Below are 17,216 nucleotides of genomic sequence, written 5' to 3'. Positions count from 1 at the left end.
AGACCGCGCCGTGCACCACCAGGACCGGCACCAGGCCCAGGCAAGCGAGGATCCAGTGCTCGGCAGAGGGCAGGGTGGCCGCCAGCAGCAGCGTCAGCAGGAAGATGCCGGCGTTCAGGATGACCAGCGCCTTCACCGCCTTGGGGAAGGGCGGGAAGCCCATCGAGATGTTGCCGCGGGTTAGCATGAGAATCAGTGGCTAGTGGTTAGTTTAGAGGATTTGGAGCCAGCGCGCCCGTCCGTGAACTGCCAGCGAAAGACTGGGCGTAGCTCGTGTAGGCACGGGTCCTCGACCCGTGCCCCGTGTGCCCTGATTCCCGCAGCGCCCGGCTCAGAGAGCCGGGCCTACACGGTCTGCGCTGGTTTGCGAAGGATTGCTTTGCTGGGAGCTAGAAGCCAGCGCCAGAAACGAGGAACGAGGAACGAGGAACGAGGAACGAGAAACCGAAAACCGTAAACGGTAGACCGTCAACTCTCTTCCTCATCGTTCCGGGCTTGGCACCACCGCCAGGCTGCGGTGTCCTTTCTTGTCCACGGCGCGGACGGCGAAGATCACGTTGTCTTTAGAGCGCTTGATCGTCGCCGTGGTCGCGCCGCCTGCGTTCTCGACGTTCAGGATCGGCCATTCCGGCTCGGAGGTCGGGCGGTACAGGACTTCATAGCCGGACGCCAGGCCGCCCGGCGAAGGCTCCCAGGCCAGGGTGGTGTCATTCTCAAGCTGCTTGGTGAGCAGCTTGACCTTGGCGGGCGGCGCGGGGGCCGAAGCCAGCGAGGCCAGCGTGGCCGCGTTCAGCCGCGCCACGTTGGCCACGTACTGGAAGTCCACGAACTTGGGCAGGTCGCCGTACTCGATGCCGTTTTCCGTGCGCACGTTCTGGTGCTGATGGTTGTAGTCCTCGCGATACTCGGTGAAGCGCACGGCGGCGTAGCCCTGCTCGTTGAAGGAGATGTGATCCCCGCCGCGCAGGTAGCGGTCGCGCCGGAAGACCAGCTTGGGGCCGAAGTCCTTGGGCAGGTACTTTTCCGCTACCTCGCGGACGTAGCGCGCCAATTGCCGCGAGGGCGAATCGTTCTCCCCGCCCAGGGCGCGCAACAGGCGCAACTCCTGTTCGGTCGCCGCCGTGGGCACGCCCTCGGAAAACACTCGCACGATGCTCGAATCCTGCGTGGTGTCGCCCGGAGTCTTGTTGCCGCCTACGATGTCGTTGTTGAGCACGCCTTCGATGTTCATGCCCTGCGACTTGGCCCACTGGGCGAAGTGCTTGCTGCCGTTCAGTCCCTGCTCCTCGCCCGCCACCGCCATGAAGATGAAGGTTGCGGGGAACTTGTAGCGGCTAAGCACACGCGCGCACTCCAGGCTGACGGCGACGCCGCTGGCGTCGTCGTTCGCGCCCGGTGCCTCGTCCGCCACGTTCAACGTGTCGCTGTTGCGCGAGTCATAGTGCCCGGTGACCAGGTAGATGCGCTTGGCGTTTTCCGGGTCGGTGCCGGGAAGGACGGCGTACACGTTTACGATCTCGGTGGGCTTGGGGATGCGGTCGGCGGGCTCTTGGACAAAGCGGTCGATCTTCACCTCCAGGCAACCGCCGCAGGCCTGGGAGTAGCGCTCGAACTCGCTCTGGATCCACTCCCGCGCCGCGCCGATACCGCGGCCCGCGGCGATGGAGGCCGGGTCAGCCGCCGAAAGCGTGTTCCGGTTGTGGAAGCTGGCCAGCTTCCTGATGTTGGCCTCGATCTGCGCCGCTGACACCTTGCGCACCGCCGCCGCGATCTGCGGGTCCACCTCGCGCCCCCGCGTCGGAGGCGCCGGTTGCGTCTGGGCCACGGCAGCGCCGCAAAGCAGCAGCGCCGCGGCCTTCACAACGGTCCACTTTCTGGCTGGCAACTCGCTCCTCCCCTTTTTCAAGAAATCTATTTTTCCGACTTGACGCTGGCCGAAAGAGCTTTTAAATATAACAGGGTTCCCAGGCGGTGGAATCCTTTGGTCAGGAGGAGCCAAGGTGCTTTGTCCCGAGTGTGAATCCAATCTCGACATCGATGCCGAGGAAGTGGATGAGGGTGAGATCGTTTCCTGTCCGGAGTGCGGCACGGACTACGAAGTGATCACCACCCATCCCCTCGAGCTGAACCGTCTCGCCGGCGAGGAAGAGGAAGAAGAGTTGAAAGAGGAAGAGGAGAGCGAGAACGGTGACCACTCCTAGGCTTCTCCCGGCCGTATCGCTGGTTTCGGCGCTGGTGGCGCCGCTGGTGGCCCAGCCCCCCGCCGCGCCTCCCCGCGAGGACCCCCGCAAAGCCTACGCCCTCATCTTCGGGACCGTATTTGCTCCGGACAACCGTCCTGCCTACGGCGTCCGCGTGAAGATCCGCCGCGCCGCGGAAAAGAAGGCGCGCTGGGAGCTCTTCTCCGACCGCCGCGGCGAATTCGCCCAGCGCCTGCCCGTGGGCTCCGCCGACTACGTGGTCTGGGCCGACGTCCAGGGGCCGAAGGACCGGCCCAGGGCCGAGGTCAAAGTCCACATCGAGAACGACGAACGCGTGGACATCAGCCTGCATCTAGTAGAATAGGACTCTCCCACGGAGTGCTCCATGAAGAAGATCCTCGGCGCGGCCGTAGCTTTCCTGTTCGCGACTACGCTGGCGTCCGCGTGGCAGTACGGGCCCCCTTCATCCGGGCCGACCTTCGGCCTGGGCAAAGGTTCGAGCGAGCCCAAACGGGAGAAGCCGCCCGAGTTCCGCACCCTCACCGGCGCGGTGCTGGACAAAGCCGACGCGCCGGTCAAAGACGCCGTCGTCTATCTGAGGAACCGAAGGACCAAGGGGCTGACCACCTACATCGCCGACGCCGACGGCGCCTTCCGCTTCCCCAACCTCTCCCGCACCGCGGACTATGAGATCTATGCCGAGTTGAAGGGTCAGAAGAGCCCCGTCAAGACCCTGAGTTCCTTCGACAGCCGCACCAACGCCAAAATCAACCTCTACGTCGGACCAAAGGAAGAGAAGAAAGAAGAGCAGGTGGCCAAGAAGGACGAAAAGAAGGAAGCAGGCAAGGAAGAGAAGAAAGACCAGCCCAAGTAGTCGGCAGGGAAGACATGAAAACGGCCGCCCCGCGGGGCGGCTTTTGCATTTCTGGGACCGTCAGTTCTGCTCGTTGGAGGCGCGCTTCAACGACATCAGCTCTTCGATGGTCGAGGTGGCGCTGGAGACGGAGTGCTTGTGGGTCTCCTTGTGGGTCTCGACCTCGGCGCGGCTGGCTTGCTTCTCCGCCAGCTGCGTGCTCAGCCCCACCTTCTTCTCTCCCTGGTTCATCTTGACGATCTTGAAATCCCGCTCCTGCCCGGGTTCGAGCTTGAGCGGTGCGCCGCGCTCGTCCTTGGCCTCGGAGTTGTGGCACAGGCCCTCGACTCCCTCGGCGATCTCCACGAAGGCGCCGAAGGCGGCCACGCGTGACACCTTGCCCTTCATGACGTCACCCACGTGGTGCGCGGCGAAGAACGTCTCCCAGACGTCGGGCTGAAGCTGCTTCACGCCCAGGGACATGCGACGGGTTTTGGGGTCGATGGCCAGGACCACCGCCTTCACCTTGTCGCCCTTCTTCAGCACTTCCGAGGGATGCTTCACTCGCTTGGTCCAGCTCAAGTCGCTCACGTGCACCAGACCGTCGATGCCGTCCTCCACCTCGATGAAGGCGCCGAAGTCGGTGAGGTTGCGCACCCGGCCCTCGACCGGAGTGCCCACGGGATACTTCTCCGCCAGCGTATCCCAGGGATTGGCCGCCAGTTGCCGCAGGCCCAGCGAGATGCGCCGGTCGGTGGGATTCACGTCCAGCACCTGGGCCTCCACCTGGTCGTTGACCTTCACCAGCTTGGAGGGGTGCTTGGTGCGCTTGGACCACGACATCTCGCTCACGTGCACCAGTCCCTCGATGCCCTGTTCCAGCTCCAGGAAGCAGCCGTAGTCGGTGGTGCTGATGACGCGCCCCTTGACGTGCGCGCCCACGGGGTAGCGCTGCGCCACGTCCAGCCAGGGATCGGGGGTCAATTGCTTGAAGCCCAGCGAGACCCGCTGTTTCTCCTTGTCGTACTTCAGGACCTTCACCTGGATCTCGTCCGCCACGTGGACCAGGTCGCGCGGGTGGGTGAGCCGGCCCCAAGACATATCGGTGATGTGCAGCAGGCCGTCGAGCCCGCCCAGGTCCACGAAGGCGCCGTAGTCGGTCAGGTTCTTCACCGTGCCGGTGAGCACCGCGCCCTCTTCCAGCTTCTCCAGGATCTGCGAACGCTTGCCGGCGACCTCCTCCTCGAGCAACTGTTTGCGCGAGACCACCACGTTGCCGCGCTTGCGGTTCAGCTTGATGACGCGAACTTCCATCTCCTGGCCCAGCAGCCTGTCCAGGTTGCGCACCGGGCGCACGTCCACCTGCGAGCCCGGCAGGAAAGCGCGCACGCCGATGTCCACGGCCAACCCGCCCTTCACCCGCTCCACCACCTTGCCGCGCACGGGCAGGTTCTCCTTGTGCGCCTTCTCGATGTCTTCCCACACCTTGCGCTTCTGCGCCTTCTCGTGGGAGAGCAGGACGTAGCCTTCCTCGTGCTCGCCGTGGTCGCGCATCACTGGGATCTCGTCGCCCGGCTTCACGCGCACGTTGCCTTCGGCGTCCTGCAGCTGCGCGATGGGCACCTGCCCTTCCGCCTTCAGGCCGACGTCCACCACTACATAGTTGGACTTGATTTTTACGACGATGCCGGTCAGCACACGCTCGTCGGGCCTGGCTTCACTGGCTTCACTCTCCGCGGTGAAGGTCTCGAGCGCGGTGGCGAAGTCTTCGACCGGCGCGGGAGCCTCGGCGGCGACAGGAGCGGGAGCCTCGGCAGCGGGGGCGGGAGTCTCAGCGACCGGCGCGGTAGTCTCCTCGGCCGAACTGGACTCGGGCGCGGCGGACTCGGGCGCCGCGACTTCGGCGGTGGGCTCCGCCTGCGGCTCAGAAGCCTCGGGCTCCGCCTGCGTCTCGGTGATGGTGCGGGATGTGGTCTCGTCGGACAAAGCAGCTTCCTGAAAAAGATGCGGACGACTGCAGGACGTCGTTACCTGGATTGAGTCGCCCCTACGCCAGCGGGCTTGGGAATCCCAGCGGCCGGAGCCCGTGAAAACCGCTATTCAAAGGCCTAATGACTATAGCAACCGCTCGCAAAAGGTGTCAAACCGCGCCCGGTTTCTGCTACTCTGCCCACCCATGGACTACCTGTGGACGCCGTGGCGCTACGCCTACGTCACCGGCGCCGACAAGGCCACGGGCTGCATCTTCTGCGACGCCCCCAAGCTGGGGGACGACGGCAAAGCCTTCATCATCCACCGCGGCCAGCACTGCTACATCATCCTCAACACCTACCCCTACACCTCCGGGCACGTGATGATCGTGCCCTTTGCCCACCTGGACGAACTGCAAAAACTCCCTCCCGCCGCCGCCCAGGAGATGATGGCGCTGGCGCAGAAGATGGAAGGCGTGCTGCGCGCGGTCTATCGCCCCGAGGGCATCAACGTGGGGGTGAACATCGGCAAAGCCGCCGGGGCCGGGGTCGCCGGCCACGTCCACATGCACGTCCTACCGCGCTGGACCGCCGACTCCAACTTCATGGTCTCAGTGAGCGAAACCCGCGTCCTGCCCGAGGCCCTCGAAACCACCTACGAGCGCCTGAAAGCCAAGCTGTAGGCGTTGCCGCCGATTCGCTACCCTTCTCGACTGTCATCCTGAGCCCGCGCGGCGGGCGAAGGACCTTGCGTTTGATCTTGATTTGTCATCCTGAGCGAGCGGCAGTTTTTAGAAGTGGCGGCCAGTAAAACTGCGCTATGCTTCGGGGAAGGCATGAGCCGCGGAGCCACCAAAGCGCTGCTGGACGAGGAGCGGGCGCGCTTCCTGGCGTCGCGGCCGCCGCCGGATCACAGCCCGGCGCGCGGTTACGGCGGACGCATCGGCGTGGTACTCTCGGGTGGCGGCGCACGCGGCGCCTTCGAAGCCGGAGTCCTGCTGGCCTTCCAGGACGCGCGGCTGCCCACGCACATCCTGGCCGCCACCTCCATCGGCAGCATCAATGCCGCCTCCTACGCCGGGCACTCGGAGACCCTGGTGGGCAACGCCGAGCATCTGGTGAACTCCTGGCTCGAGGTCACGCCGCCCGCCGTGGGCATCTTTTGGACGCGCTACGTCTTCATGCTCGCCGGCCTCATTGCCGCCACCGCCGGCCTCGGCAACCTGATCCGCGCTTTGTCGGTGGAGAGCGGCTTCTACTTCCACCTGGTCCAGCCCGAACTCACCTGGCTGATGCTGACCCTGGCCGGCCTGGCGCTGCTCCTGCTCTACGACGACTTCCCCTACGTCTTCTATGTGCTGGCCAACCTGGTGCGCCGCCACTCCTGGAAGCCGCAGCCCCGGAAGATCGCATGGTCGCTGGTGGCCAACGGAGTGGTCTGGACCTGCGTCTGGATGTTCTTTGCCCGCACGCACCTGTACGTCTCCGGCCGGGAAGTGCTGGAGTTCAGCCCGGAGGCCAAGGCGCTGGCTGCCGCGGGAGCTTTGCTTGGCCTGGTGCTGTGGTGGTTCCTGCGTGACCCGGTGAGCACGGCCAGCCACAGGGCGCTGCGCCTGCCGCTGCGCTCCGGGCTCTTCCCCAACTTCGAGCGCACGCGCTTCCTGCGCGGCCGCATCCCGGCGGAGCAACTGCGCAACTCGCCCATACGCGTGATCCTCACCGCCGCCGACGTGGAGGCCGGGCGCGACGCCTACTTCAGCAACACCTCGCGCGAGGCGCTGGCCTCCGACCCGGGCGCCGATCCCGCCTTCGTCATGAGCGAGATTCACGAGACCGACGACCTGCTCAAGGTGGTCCTCGCCTCCTCCGCCTTTCCCTTCGTCTATGAGGCGGTCCAGATGCAGGAGCGCTCCTGGGTGGATGGCGGCATTGTCGCCAACCAGCCCATCCGGCCGGCGCTGCGCCTGGGCGCCGACCTCATCTTCCTGGTGCTGGTGGCGCCCCGCAGTCAGGAGCAGGTGAAGGTGGCCACCTTCCTCGACGTGGGGGTGCGCGCCATCGACATCCTGATGTCGCAGAACCTGAAGACCGACCTCAAGATCCTGGAGAACATCAACCACGTCTGCGAGCACCACGCGCGCCTGCTCGGCTGCCGCCCGGAGCAGGTGGTACTCGACATGGGAACGCGGCAGTACCGCTACCGCAAGGCGTTCACCGTTCGCCCCAGCGAGCCGCTGGCCGCTACCGTGCTCGACTTCCACGGCCGCATCACCGGCCCCGCGATCGTCCAGGGATATCGCGACGGATGCCAGGCCGTGCGCGACTTCACCGCCTACGTCGCGCACTTGCCGGCCGAAGGACCGAAGCACGTCCTGAAGTTTGCGGCGATGCCCGCGGCGGTAGCCGAGCCTGCGCACAATTCATAGAAGCTGTCATCCTGAGCGAGCGCCAAGCGCACGCGCAGGCGCGAGTCGAAGGACCCCTACCCCCAAAGGATTGTCATTCTGAGCGAAGTGGTAGAGACGTTGCATGCAACGTCTCTACGGCGCCTTTTCCATCTCCAGCAGCGCCTGCTTCCTCTCGAGGCCCCAGCGGTATCCCCCCAGGCCGCCGTCGGTGCGCACCACGCGGTGGCATGGGATGACCAGCGCGACCGGATTCGTCGCGCAGGCGTGCCCCACGGCGCGCATGGCCTTGGGTTCGCCCAGCGCCCGGGCGACTTGCTGGTAGGTCTCGGTGCGGCCGCGGGGAATGGTCTGCAGATGCTCCCAGACGCGCCGCTGGAAGGCGGTGGCTTGGATGTCGAGCGGCAGCCGCGGCTCCATGCGCTCGCCCTCCAGATAGCGCACCAGCGCCTCCATCCACGGCCGCAGCTTCTCCTCGTCGCGCTTGCGCTGGGCGAAGGGATACTCGCGCTTCAGCCCCTGCTCCAACTCTTCCACCGAATCGCCCAGGCGGATGTGGCAGATGCCCTGGTCCGTGGCGGCGATCAGCAGCCGGCCCAGCGGCGTGGCGGTGGTCGCATAGCGGATGAGAACGGCGATGGCGCTGCGGCGATACTTGTCCGGCGTCATGCCCAACTGTGACGCCGTGCGCTCGTACAGGCGGCTGCTCGAGCTGTAGCCGGCATCGTAGAGCGCCGTGGTCACGGCGCGGCCCTGCTGCAACCCACGCTTGAACCACTCCATGCGCATCGAGTCGGCATACTGCCGCGGCGTGATGCCCAGCGCCGACTTGAACGTCCGCTGCAGGTGGAAGGGGCTTTGGCGGAACTCGCGGGCCAGGCGCGCCAGCGTCACCGGCTCCTCGAGATGCGCTTCGATGAAGCGGCAGATGGCGCGCACCCGCATGAGGCGCGGGTTGCCGCCGGCGTCGTTGGGGCGGCAGCGCAGGCAGGCGCGAAAGCCGGCGCGCTCCGCCTCTTGCGGCTGGCGGAAGAAGCGCACGTTCTCGCGCCGCGGACGCCGCGAGGCGCACGACGGCCGGCAGAAGATCCCGGTCGAGGTCACGGCGTAAACGAAGGCGCCGTCGCGGCTCGCGTCCCGCCGCTCCACCGCCTGCCACCAGGCGTCCGCGGTCTCCACCAGCTCCAACTGCTTGGGCTTGAGCACTGCCATGTTGGTTGTCATGAGCGCAGGATAGCGGCCCGCTCCGGGCTGTGCTATCCGCTTCTTGCGGTCAAACTAAAAATCTGTCATCCCGAGCGAGTGCGACCAATCCCGCTTTGCGGGAGCGGGAGCGCGAGTCGAGGAACCCCTACTACTAGCTGCAGCTACGCCCCCCGCACCAGCTTTTCCATCTCCTTCTCCCCGATGATCTTGACTCCCAACTCCCGGGCCTTATCCAGCTTCGAGCCGGCGTCAGCGCCGGCGACCACGTAGTCCGTCTTCTTGCTCACCGAACCCGTAACCTTGCCTCCCGCGGCTTCGATCATCCGCTTGGCCTCCTCGCGCGGGTAGGTGGGCAGGGTCCCGGTGAGGACGAAAGTCTTGCCCGCGAGCTGCGTGCCCCGCTGCTTTTTCTTGCCGGTGAACTTGAGGCCCGCCTTCCGCAGGCGCTCCACCATCTCCAGGTTCTTCTTTTCCTGGAAGAACTCGCGGAGGCTCGCGGCGATGCGCGGGCCCACCTCCTCCACCTCTTCCAATTCCTCTTCGCCGGCCTCCATGATGGCGTCGAGCGAGCCGAAGTGCTGCGCCAGGAATTCCGCCGTGCGCGCGCCCACCATGCGGATGCCCAGGCCATAGATCACGCGCTCGAGCGGCAGCTTCTTCGAGTCCTCGACCTCGTCCAGCACGTTCTGCGCCGACTTCTCGCCCATGCGCTCCAGGTTCATGAGCTGCTCGTGGGTGAGGTCGTAGATGTCGGCGACGCTGCGCACCAGCCCGCGCTCCACCAGCTGGTTGACTAGGACTTCTCCCATGCCTTCGATGTTCATCACCGAGCGCGCGGCGAAGTGGCGGATGGTTTCCTTGAGCTTGGCCGGACAGTTGGCGTTGACGCAGCGATGATCAACCTCGCCCTCGGTGCGGACCACCCGCCCGCCGCACTCCGGACACTTCTCCGGCATGTGGAAGCGCCTGTGACCGCGCGGGTGTTTCTTGTCCTCGACCACCCCGGTCACTTTGGGGATGACGTCGCCGCCGCGCTCCACCGCCACCCAGTCGCCGATCTTCACTCCCAGCCGCTCGATCTCGTCCAGATTGTGCAGCGTGGCGCGGCTGACGGTGGTGCCGCCGATCGCCACCGGCTTGAGCGCCGCCACCGGCGTCAGCTTCCCCGTCCGGCCCACCTGCACCAAGATGTCTTCCACCTGGGTGACGCCGCCGCGCGCTGCGTACTTGTAAGCGATGGCCCAGCGCGGCGCCTTGCCGGTGAATCCCAGCTCCTGCTGCAGCCGCACCGAGTTCACCTTTACCACGATGCCGTCGGTCTCGAACGGCAGCTTCTCCCGCTCCTTCTCCCAGCGGCGGATGAAGTCGAGCACCTCGTCCAGATTCCGCGCCGTGGCGTAGCTGCGGCTCACCTTGAAGCCGGCATCGGCCAGCGCCTCGAGCGCCTGCGCGTGTTCGGGGAAGTGGTCTTTGCCGTCCACCAGCAGGAAATAGGCGTAGAAGTCCAGACGGCGTTGCGCCACCAGGTTGGGCTCGAGCGTGCGGATGGTGCCCGCGGCCGCGTTGCGCGGATTGGCGAAGCGCGCAAGCTCCTGGCGCTCGCGCTCTTCGTTCAGCTTGGCGAAGGCGGCCAGCGGCATGAGGACCTCGCCGCGCACTTCGAAGTCGCGCGGCAGCCCCGCCTTCTTCAGCGCGTCGGCGGGGATGGAGAGCGGCACCGAGCGCAGGGTGCGCACGTTGAGCGTGACGTCCTCGCCCACGGAGCCGTCGCCGCGGGTGATGCCGCGGTCCAGGCGCCCTCCGCGATACCACAGCGCCATGGAGAGCCCGTCCAGCTTCAGCTCGCAGACGTAGCTCACGTCCTTGCGGCCCGAGAGCTCGTGCACGCGCCGCTCCCAGTCGCGCAGCTCCTGCTCGCTGTAGGCGTTCTCCAGCGACAGCAGCGGCCGCGAGTGCGGCACCTTTACGAAACCCTCGCGCGGCTTGCCGCCCACCCGCTGCGTGGGCGAATCCGGGGTGACCAGCTTGGGATGTTCGGCCTCGAGCGCCTTGAGTTGCTGCATCAGGCGGTCGAACTCGGCGTCGGAGATCTCCGGATCGTCGAGCACGTAGTAGCGATGCTCGTGGTGGCGGATCTTCCCCCGCAATACCTCGATCCGCCGCTCCGTGTCCTGAACCGCCATGGCTGCCGATTATATTGGCTGTGTTGCGCCGCCGCGCCCCTGCATTTAAGATTCCCTGCGCTAGCAGGGAGGCTGACTATGCGAATGCGGATATCGTGGTTTCTAGTGATCCTCGGTTTGAGCCTGGGAGTGGCGCCGGCCCAGGAAAAGGCGACGAAGGCGGCGGACAAAAAGGACACGGCGAAGGCGCCGGCCGCAGCGGCCAAGAAGGCGGCCCCAATGGACATGACGGCCAAGCAGTCGCCGGAGATGGCCAAGCTGGTAAAGATGTTCGTGGGCACCTGGGCCGTGGACGAGAAGTTCGAAGCCGTCCCCGAGATGGGGCCGGAGGCACAGGCCGGGACGGGCAAGGGAACTGAAGTGGTCAAGGCCGGCCCCGCGGGCAATTCGCTGATTGCCGACTTCAAGGCCCGCAGCAGCATGGGACCGTTCACCGGACACGGCGTCATCTGGTGGGACGCCAAGGCCGGCGCCTATCGTTCCCTGTGGTGCGACAGTGAAGGCCTCGGCGGCTGCGATGCCGGCGCAACCGGCAAGTGGGAGGGCAACGAGCTGGTCTTCACCTCGAATGTCGAAATGCCCGGCCCGGACCCCAAGAAAATGATGAAGATGAAGATGCGGCAGGTGTACAGCGAGCTGAAGCCCGCTTCCTTCACCTTCTACATCGACTCCTCCATCAACGGTGGCGCCATGAAACGCATGATCATCCTGAAGTACAAGAAGTGAGGAGCCGGGGCGCAACCTGCCGAGGTCGGCGCCCAGGGAGAATACAGAAAAAAGGGCCCGGGAAGCGCCCGGGCCTTTTCTCTTTTCACAATCGCTCGGCAAGTGTTACAAGAGCACGATTCATGCAAAAAGCCGCCTTCCTCTACAACCCAGCCTCCGGGAGCAAGCTCAAGCGCCGCCTCGAGGACGTGGAATCCGCCGCTGCGGTGGTGCGCGCCGCCGGGGTGGAGGTGGTGGTAACGCCCACGCGCGCCGCGGGTTCGGCGGGCGAGCAGGCGCGTGAGGCCGTGGCCGCGGGCTGTGACGCCGTCTTCGCCTGCGGCGGCGATGGCACCGTCCACGAGGCCTTGCAGGGGATGATCGCCGCCGGTGGCGCCGCTGCCCTGGGCATCATCCCGCTCGGCACTGGCAACGCCCTGGCGCTCGACCTGGGCATCCCCAACCATCCCGTCAAGGCAGCGCGGATCTTGGTCGAGGCCGAGCCCCGGCGCCTGGCCGCCGGCAAGATCGAGTGTCAGGACTTTGCAGGCCGGCCCACCTCGCGCTATTTCACGGTGATGGCCGGTACTGGCCCCAACGCCCTGCTGGTCTATGCCATGGCTACGGGAGCGAAGGAGCGCTGGGGTATGGCCGCCTACACCATCCAGGCCGGGCTCTCCTGGGCCACGGCGCGCTTTGCTCCCTTCGAGGTCGAGTACGTAGAAGCGCAGAGCGGCGAGCGCCGCCGCCAGGTGGTGGCGGAGATGCTGGCCGCGCGCGTCAGCGATTTCCCCTTCCCGCTGAAGCGCGTGGCTCCCGGTGCCGCGCTCACCCGCGACGACATGCGCGTCATCCTGTTCCGGCCTCCGGTGCGCCTGCGCTACCTCGCCCACCTCTCGGGCGCGATGGTCGGCATCCAGTGGAAGGTCCCGGGGGTAGAGCTGGTGCACGCTACCGAGGTCCTCTGCCGTCCGCTCGAACCCGGCCCGGGCGATCCCAGCAAGAAGTCCGGTAGAGTCTTGGCCGAGGCCGATGGAGAATTGCTGGGCACGCTGCCCGCGCGCTTTTCCATGCTCCCCAATGCCTTTACACTGCTAATGCCGCGAGGACGCTGACCTTGGATCCGCTCACCCACATGCTCACCGGCGCCTGCATGAGCCGTGCCGGGCTGAACCGCAAGACGTCGCTGGCCACCGTGACCCTGGTGCTGGCGGCTGAGGTTTCGGATATCGACTTTCTCGCCTACTTCGGGGGGCCGGTCTTTGGATTTGCCCATCATCGCGGGATCACCCACACGCTGTTGGGGGCTCCGGCGATGGCGGCGCTGGCGCTGGGCATGGTCTGGCTCCTCAATCGCCTGCTGCTGCGCTGGGGACACCCCCGCAAGACGCCGCCGCGCTGGGGGCTGCTCTACAGCTACGCCTGCCTGGGCGCGCTCAGCCACATCCTGCTGGACTTCACCAACAACTACGGCGTGCGCCCCTTCGCGCCCTTTTATCTCCGGTGGTTCTCCTGGGACATCGTCTCCATCGTCGAGCCGCTGCTGCTGCTGGTGCTGCTCGCCGGCCTCATCGTCCCTTCGCTCTTCGGGCTGATCCAGGAGGAGGTGGGGGCGCGGCGCGCCGGCCCGCGCGGACGCGGTGGCGCCATCTTCGCCCTGGTGTGCATCGTCCTGCTCTGGAGTCTGCGCGATTTCGAGCATCGCCGCGCCGTGGCCGTGCTGGAAAGCCGCCTCTACCACGGCTCCGAGCCCATCCGCGTCTCCGCCTATCCCTACGACACCAATCCCTTCCTGTGGTACGGCGTGGTCGAGACCCAGGACACCTTCGAGACCATGCACGTCGATTCACTCACCCCCGAGGTCGATCCCCAGGACCACGCCCGCATCCGCTACAAGCCGGAGGAGACCCCGGCGTCGCTGGCCGCGAAAAAGTCCTACCTGGGGCGGGTGTATCTGGACTGGGCGCAGTATCCGATGTTCGAGGTGGAGCAGCGCGATTCGGGCGAAACGCGCTACCTGGTGCGCTTCTACGACCTGCGCTACGACTATCCCGAGCGGCGCTCCCGCGTGCTGAATTCCTCAGTGGAGTTGGATGAGCACCTGCGCGTGATCGCGGCACACTTCGGCCCCTTTACCCAGCGCAAGAACCTGGATTGAGGGCCGCCGCAGCTAGGCTTCGAGCGTTTGCCGGATTTCGTCCAGCAGATGGAGCATGCGCTCCAGGTCCCGCTCGACGGGATCAGCCGCCGCCGCCGGAATCTCCCCCATGCCCTTCATGCGACGGGGCCGGCAGTTCTCCAGCGTGGTCCAGATCTGCGAGAGTTCGGCCACCACCGTCTGGCGCAGGTCCTTGCTGCGGCGCTCCAGGCCGTGCTGGTGGGCGAAGCTGACGGTGAGCGGCTGCAGCCGATGCATCGCCTCCCGCAACCGCGCCCGCTCCTCCGCTGGGATGGATTGCTGCATCACCGTCATGCTCTTGGGGGAGTTCCTTTCGTCCAGCAGATCCAGGATGCGCGGCGGCGGCATCCACCATCGCCATGGCCACCGCCAGGCGGCGCTTGTGATTCTCGTTCAAGCCTGCGGTTTCCATGAGCGGAAGGGTCCGACGGACCCGAAGAAATTCAGTCCAGGCTGCCCTGTTCGATGACCACGTTCTCGCGCACGATCAGCCGGTGCGCGGCCATCTCCCGCAGCCGTGGCAGGACGCGAGCGATGTGCTCGTCGGTGTCCACTAAAATGATCACCAGGGGCAGCTTCCCGCCCGCATCCACCAGGCTGGTGGTCTGCACCCGGCTGCGTCCGGTGAAGCCGGCGACGGCGTGGAAGACGGTGCCGCCGGCGACGTTCTCCTGCCGCAGGTAGTTGAGGATCTCCAGATGCAGCGGGCGATGCTGCCGTTCGTCCGCTTCGTTCAGGTAGATGGTGATCTGCACCGCCATGTGGCCTCGCATTCTACAGCGCCCGTGCCAGCGCCGCGCCTGCGACCACCGCCACCAGGCACAGAAGATTGTTGGTCAGGATGTTGCTGCCGAACAGGAACCAGTGTCCCTGCTCCAGGTAGCAGCTGATGGTCTCGAAGGCATAGCTGGAAAACGTGGTGAAGGAGCCGCAGAAGCCGATGGCCACCAGCAGACGCCAGCGCGGATCTACCAGCACCCGCTCGCTGGTCCACACCAGGAACAGGCCCACCAGGAAGCTGCCGCTGATGTTGATGAACAGTGTCCCGTAGGGAAGGCGGTGGAAAGCAGCCGGGCCGCCAGGCGGCTCAGGAAGTAGCGGGCGCTACTGCCCGCAATCGCACCCAGGGATACCCACAGGTAGGCTCGCACGATGGAGTTCTCCTCGCATGAAAATGGTAGGAGTCATCATTCCCGCAAACGCGGGACGCTTCAGGCGAACTCCATCGCCAGTTCTTTTCCTACATCCGTGGCTCAAGGGATTCGGCCACGCGGTCCTGCGCCGCGGGCGCGCGCGCTCCCTGCACCAGCGCGCCCAGGCCGAAGAAGACCGCGGTGAAGAACAGGTCTCCGGCCAGCGAGTGACGGAAGAAGGGAAGCGCCGCCACGTAGCAGGCGGCCAGGCCCGCCAGCGTCTTGGGATACATCTCCCACACCGCCCAGACGGCGAGGTTGCTCACCAGGAAGAAGGAGACGGAGGCGACCAGCGCCGCGCCACCCACACGCAGCGGGCCGGAGTTTTCCTTCAGCTTGCCGCCCAGCAGCAGGATCGCCGCATACCAGGCCCAGGTCACCAGATGATCGGCAGAGAGCGGATAGGCATAGACCAGCTTGGTCAGGACCACGTCCGCGGCGATGAGCAGCGCCAGCGGGATCCACATGCGGCGGCGGGGCTGGCGAGCCCCGAAGAAGAGCAGGGAGGCGGCCACCGAGGTGAAGGCTACGGGGACCGAAACGAAGCGCAGGGCGACGGAAAGAACCACGAATAGGTACGCAAGCATGAACACCTCGGAGTGACAGAAGATTGTGGCTTGTTGGTCGCGCCCCGTCAAGCCGGAAGGCTAGGCTCTTCGCCTTCCTCCGCCCCCGCCTCGACCTCCTCCTCGGGCCCCCGCCGCCGGCGCCAGAGCAGCCACGCGAGCAGGCTAACCGCCACGACCGCCAGCATCCAGGGCAGGTGCTGCGTCACCAGGCTGGCGGTCAGGGTGATGATCTGTGGGCCGAAGAAGATGGTGAGCACGGAGATCAAGGTGAAGCGGATCGTCCGTCCGGAGAAGATTGCCAGCAGGAAGTGGTCGAGGCGCATCTTCAGGCCTCCGGCGGTGAGCACGAAGAGCTTGAAGGGCGTGGGAGGAGGGAGCATGGCGGGGACCATCAGCGCCAGGAACTCGTGGCGCTCGAAGGCACGCCGGATGCGCCGCAGCGTCTGCTTGGGGATGCGCTTTTCCAGCAGCATCTCCTCGCCCTTGCGTCCGATGTAGTACACCACCAGGCTGCCCAGCGCCGATCCCGCCGCGCCCATCAAGGCGTAGAGCCAGAACATCCCCGGCCGCCGGTACACGAAATAGGCCACCAGCGGGTCCATGGGGATGCCCAGAAAGGCGGCGTCCACGAAGGCGATGAGCAAGATGCCCCACGGCCCCATCGGGATCAGCACGGCGCGGATGTACTCGGTGTAGCTCGCGAGGATGTGTCTGAGGAAGTTCAAGCCGAAAAAATCATTCTACGCGAATCGCACAGGCGAGGACGCCCGTGACGCACAGCCGTGCTTAGTGTTTGGTCTTTCCCCGCAGCAGTTCCAGCGCGTGGGGAAGGATCTCGAGCACCGCGGCCAGGGACTCGGTGGCCGCGGCCGGGCTCCCGGGAACGTTCAGGACCAGCGTCCTTCCCCGGACGCCGCACACCCCGCGGCTCAGCGCCGCCAGCGGGGTCTTGCGCGCGCCCTCGCTGCGCATGCGCTCGCCCACGCCCTCCACCAGCCGGTCGCAGGCAGCGCGCGTGGCTTCCGGCGTGACGTCGCGCTCGGCGATCCCCGTGCCCCCGGTGGTCACCACCAGCTCCGCTTTCTCCGCCAGCCGCCGGATGGCAGCCTCGATCACCGGGCGCTCGTCGGGCACGATCTCCCGCGCCGCCACCGTGAAGCCCGCCTGCTCCAGCGCCGCCGCCAACGCCGGCCCGGAGGTGTCCACGCGCGAGCCCAGGGCTACGGAGTCGCTGACCGTCAACACTGCCGCATTCATCGATGGGTCCTCAAACAGCCATAAGCAATAAGCGATAAGCAATAAGCCGAAGCGCCCTAAGGTTTCGCTTATCGCTCATTGCTTACCGCTTATTGCTAAGCTTCCAGCACGTTCTCTTCCTGGTCTCGGTTGGCTTCGTCGACCAGCCGCAGGCCTTCCATGAGCAGGCCCTGGGTGGAACGGGTGCAGGTCTGCTCGGCGCTCTTGCCGGTGAAGTCGATCTGGAAGTTGCCCCCGCTCCAGGCCAGCACCTTGTACACGGCCTCGTCGCCCTTCAGCTTGCCGTAGATGGCGTGGTTGATCTGGCCGTCCGAGAAGAACATCTCGCAGCGGTCGCCATCGTTGGTCAGCACCAGGGCACAGGTCTTGTGTCCCATCTCCAGCGACTGCAGCAGGTCCATGACGTTCATCTGCGCCAGGCTGCCGCGCAGCGTGCCCTCTCCCGGCGCCTCGCGCGCCATCTTCTCCAGCGCGATCTTGTCGATCACCTTCTTG

The 17,216-nt window shown here is 66.1% G+C and carries 20 protein-coding genes and 1 riboswitch; of the genes, 8 read left to right on the top strand and 12 right to left on the bottom strand.

The annotated features are described in order from the left end of the window. Together VGQ94_08825 and VGQ94_08820 are read right to left on the bottom strand one after the other, a co-directional pair. Positions 1–187 (bottom strand): hypothetical protein (locus VGQ94_08825; protein HEV2022619.1); only part of this gene is annotated, 187 nt, incomplete at its 3' end. A 294-nt stretch (positions 188–481) separates the two neighbouring features. After that, positions 482–1,885, bottom strand: coding sequence for a M28 family metallopeptidase (locus tag VGQ94_08820; protein HEV2022618.1), 1,404 nt, complete (start codon positions 1,883–1,885; stop codon positions 482–484). Between the two features lie 115 nt (positions 1,886–2,000). On the opposite strand from VGQ94_08820, the gene VGQ94_08815 reads away from it, so the two are divergent. From VGQ94_08815 to VGQ94_08805, 3 genes are read left to right on the top strand one after another with little or no spacing between them, the layout of a single operon-like run. Further along, positions 2,001–2,201, top strand: a complete 201-nt coding sequence (locus VGQ94_08815; GenBank protein HEV2022617.1) for a hypothetical protein — start codon at positions 2,001–2,003, stop codon at positions 2,199–2,201. After that, the gene (locus VGQ94_08810) at positions 2,188–2,565 is read left to right on the top strand and encodes a hypothetical protein (protein ID HEV2022616.1); all 378 of its coding nucleotides are present in this window, start codon (positions 2,188–2,190) and stop codon (positions 2,563–2,565) included. Before VGQ94_08815 ends, VGQ94_08810 begins: the two co-directional genes overlap by 14 nt. A 21-nt stretch (positions 2,566–2,586) precedes the next feature. Next, complete coding sequence (locus VGQ94_08805; protein HEV2022615.1) at positions 2,587–3,075, top strand: carboxypeptidase-like regulatory domain-containing protein; 489 nt, start codon at positions 2,587–2,589, stop codon at positions 3,073–3,075. A gap of 60 nt (positions 3,076–3,135) precedes the next feature. Here the strand turns inward: VGQ94_08805 and VGQ94_08800 are convergent, their stop codons facing one another. Further along, positions 3,136–5,040 carry a 30S ribosomal protein S1 gene (locus VGQ94_08800; GenBank protein HEV2022614.1) on the bottom strand — a complete coding sequence of 635 codons (1,905 nt, stop codon included), beginning with the start codon at positions 5,038–5,040 and terminating at the stop codon, positions 3,136–3,138. A 190-nt stretch (positions 5,041–5,230) separates the two neighbouring features. On the opposite strand from VGQ94_08800, the gene VGQ94_08795 reads away from it, so the two are divergent. Both VGQ94_08795 and VGQ94_08790 read left to right on the top strand, forming a co-directional pair. Then, complete coding sequence (locus VGQ94_08795; GenBank protein HEV2022613.1) at positions 5,231–5,707, top strand: HIT domain-containing protein; 477 nt, start codon at positions 5,231–5,233, stop codon at positions 5,705–5,707. 153 nt (positions 5,708–5,860) lie between these two features. After that, on the top strand, positions 5,861–7,450 hold the full coding sequence (locus VGQ94_08790; GenBank protein HEV2022612.1) for a patatin-like phospholipase family protein: 1,590 nt from the start codon (positions 5,861–5,863) through the stop codon (positions 7,448–7,450). Positions 7,451–7,564: 114 nt separating this feature from the next. Here VGQ94_08790 and ada read toward each other — a convergent pair whose 3' ends face one another. Continuing rightward, positions 7,565–8,653 (bottom strand): bifunctional DNA-binding transcriptional regulator/O6-methylguanine-DNA methyltransferase Ada, encoded by a 1,089-nt coding sequence (gene ada / locus VGQ94_08785; GenBank protein HEV2022611.1) that lies wholly within the window; start codon positions 8,651–8,653, stop codon positions 7,565–7,567. Positions 8,654–8,796: 143 nt separating this feature from the next. Continuing rightward, positions 8,797–10,818 (bottom strand): NAD-dependent DNA ligase LigA, encoded by a 2,022-nt coding sequence (ligA, locus tag VGQ94_08780; protein HEV2022610.1) that lies wholly within the window; start codon positions 10,816–10,818, stop codon positions 8,797–8,799. 78 nt (positions 10,819–10,896) lie between these two features. Between ligA and VGQ94_08775 the strand changes: the two genes are divergently transcribed. From VGQ94_08775 to VGQ94_08765, 3 genes are all read left to right on the top strand, one after another. Continuing rightward, on the top strand, positions 10,897–11,544 hold the full coding sequence (locus tag VGQ94_08775) for a DUF1579 family protein (GenBank protein ID HEV2022609.1): 648 nt from the start codon (positions 10,897–10,899) through the stop codon (positions 11,542–11,544). A 122-nt stretch (positions 11,545–11,666) separates the two neighbouring features. Then, positions 11,667–12,638, top strand: coding sequence for a diacylglycerol kinase family protein (locus VGQ94_08770; GenBank protein ID HEV2022608.1), 972 nt, complete (start codon positions 11,667–11,669; stop codon positions 12,636–12,638). Between the two features lie 2 nt (positions 12,639–12,640). Further along, the gene (locus tag VGQ94_08765) at positions 12,641–13,681 is read left to right on the top strand and encodes a metal-dependent hydrolase (GenBank protein HEV2022607.1); all 1,041 of its coding nucleotides are present in this window, start codon (positions 12,641–12,643) and stop codon (positions 13,679–13,681) included. A gap of 12 nt (positions 13,682–13,693) precedes the next feature. On the opposite strand, the gene VGQ94_08760 is transcribed toward VGQ94_08765, so the two are convergent. The 7 genes from VGQ94_08760 to VGQ94_08730 all read right to left on the bottom strand — a co-directional run. Beyond that, complete coding sequence (locus tag VGQ94_08760; protein HEV2022606.1) at positions 13,694–14,050, bottom strand: hypothetical protein; 357 nt, start codon at positions 14,048–14,050, stop codon at positions 13,694–13,696. A gap of 95 nt (positions 14,051–14,145) precedes the next feature. Further along, positions 14,146–14,463, bottom strand: a complete 318-nt coding sequence (locus VGQ94_08755) for a DUF190 domain-containing protein (protein HEV2022605.1) — start codon at positions 14,461–14,463, stop codon at positions 14,146–14,148. Positions 14,464–14,476: 13 nt separating this feature from the next. Next, complete coding sequence (locus tag VGQ94_08750) at positions 14,477–14,713, bottom strand: CrcB family protein (protein HEV2022604.1); 237 nt, start codon at positions 14,711–14,713, stop codon at positions 14,477–14,479. A 160-nt stretch (positions 14,714–14,873) separates the two neighbouring features. After that, a riboswitch (Fluoride riboswitch) is annotated at positions 14,874–14,941 on the bottom strand. Position 14,942: 1 nt separating this feature from the next. Next, positions 14,943–15,482, bottom strand: a complete 540-nt coding sequence (locus tag VGQ94_08745) for a DUF6580 family putative transport protein (protein ID HEV2022603.1) — start codon at positions 15,480–15,482, stop codon at positions 14,943–14,945. 47 nt (positions 15,483–15,529) lie between these two features. Further along, complete coding sequence (locus VGQ94_08740) at positions 15,530–16,189, bottom strand: VTT domain-containing protein (protein ID HEV2022602.1); 660 nt, start codon at positions 16,187–16,189, stop codon at positions 15,530–15,532. A 61-nt stretch (positions 16,190–16,250) separates the two neighbouring features. Next, positions 16,251–16,721, bottom strand: coding sequence for a MogA/MoaB family molybdenum cofactor biosynthesis protein (locus VGQ94_08735; protein ID HEV2022601.1), 471 nt, complete (start codon positions 16,719–16,721; stop codon positions 16,251–16,253). A 95-nt stretch (positions 16,722–16,816) separates the two neighbouring features. Beyond that, positions 16,817–17,216: DUF4388 domain-containing protein (locus tag VGQ94_08730; GenBank protein ID HEV2022600.1), on the bottom strand; the 400-nt coding region annotated here is incomplete at its 5' end.

Source organism: Terriglobales bacterium (assembly GCA_035937135.1).
In the GTDB taxonomy this organism is placed as follows: domain Bacteria; phylum Acidobacteriota; class Terriglobia; order Terriglobales; family Acidobacteriaceae; genus DASYVL01.
Note: the sequence above shows the minus strand (reverse complement) of the source record. Positions and strands in the feature narration are given on the sequence as shown.

Excerpts from the sequence above, each read along its gene's own strand:
- VGQ94_08770 (HEV2022608.1), top strand. The coding sequence starts at position 11,667 with ATGCAAAAAGCCGCCTTCCTCTACAACCCAGCCTCCGGGAGCAAGCTC.
- VGQ94_08760 (HEV2022606.1), bottom strand. The coding sequence starts at position 14,050 with ATGCCGCCGCCGCGCATCCTGGATCTGCTGGACGAAAGGAACTCCCCC.
- ligA (HEV2022610.1), bottom strand. The coding sequence starts at position 10,818 with ATGGCGGTTCAGGACACGGAGCGGCGGATCGAGGTATTGCGGGGGAAG.
- VGQ94_08775 (HEV2022609.1), top strand. The coding sequence starts at position 10,897 with ATGCGAATGCGGATATCGTGGTTTCTAGTGATCCTCGGTTTGAGCCTG.
- VGQ94_08805 (HEV2022615.1), top strand. The coding sequence starts at position 2,587 with ATGAAGAAGATCCTCGGCGCGGCCGTAGCTTTCCTGTTCGCGACTACG.
- VGQ94_08755 (HEV2022605.1), bottom strand. The coding sequence starts at position 14,463 with ATGGCGGTGCAGATCACCATCTACCTGAACGAAGCGGACGAACGGCAG.
- VGQ94_08735 (HEV2022601.1), bottom strand. The coding sequence starts at position 16,721 with ATGAATGCGGCAGTGTTGACGGTCAGCGACTCCGTAGCCCTGGGCTCG.
- VGQ94_08795 (HEV2022613.1), top strand. The coding sequence starts at position 5,231 with ATGGACTACCTGTGGACGCCGTGGCGCTACGCCTACGTCACCGGCGCC.
- ada (HEV2022611.1), bottom strand. The coding sequence starts at position 8,653 with ATGACAACCAACATGGCAGTGCTCAAGCCCAAGCAGTTGGAGCTGGTG.
- VGQ94_08745 (HEV2022603.1), bottom strand. The coding sequence starts at position 15,482 with ATGCTTGCGTACCTATTCGTGGTTCTTTCCGTCGCCCTGCGCTTCGTT.
- VGQ94_08790 (HEV2022612.1), top strand. The coding sequence starts at position 5,861 with ATGAGCCGCGGAGCCACCAAAGCGCTGCTGGACGAGGAGCGGGCGCGC.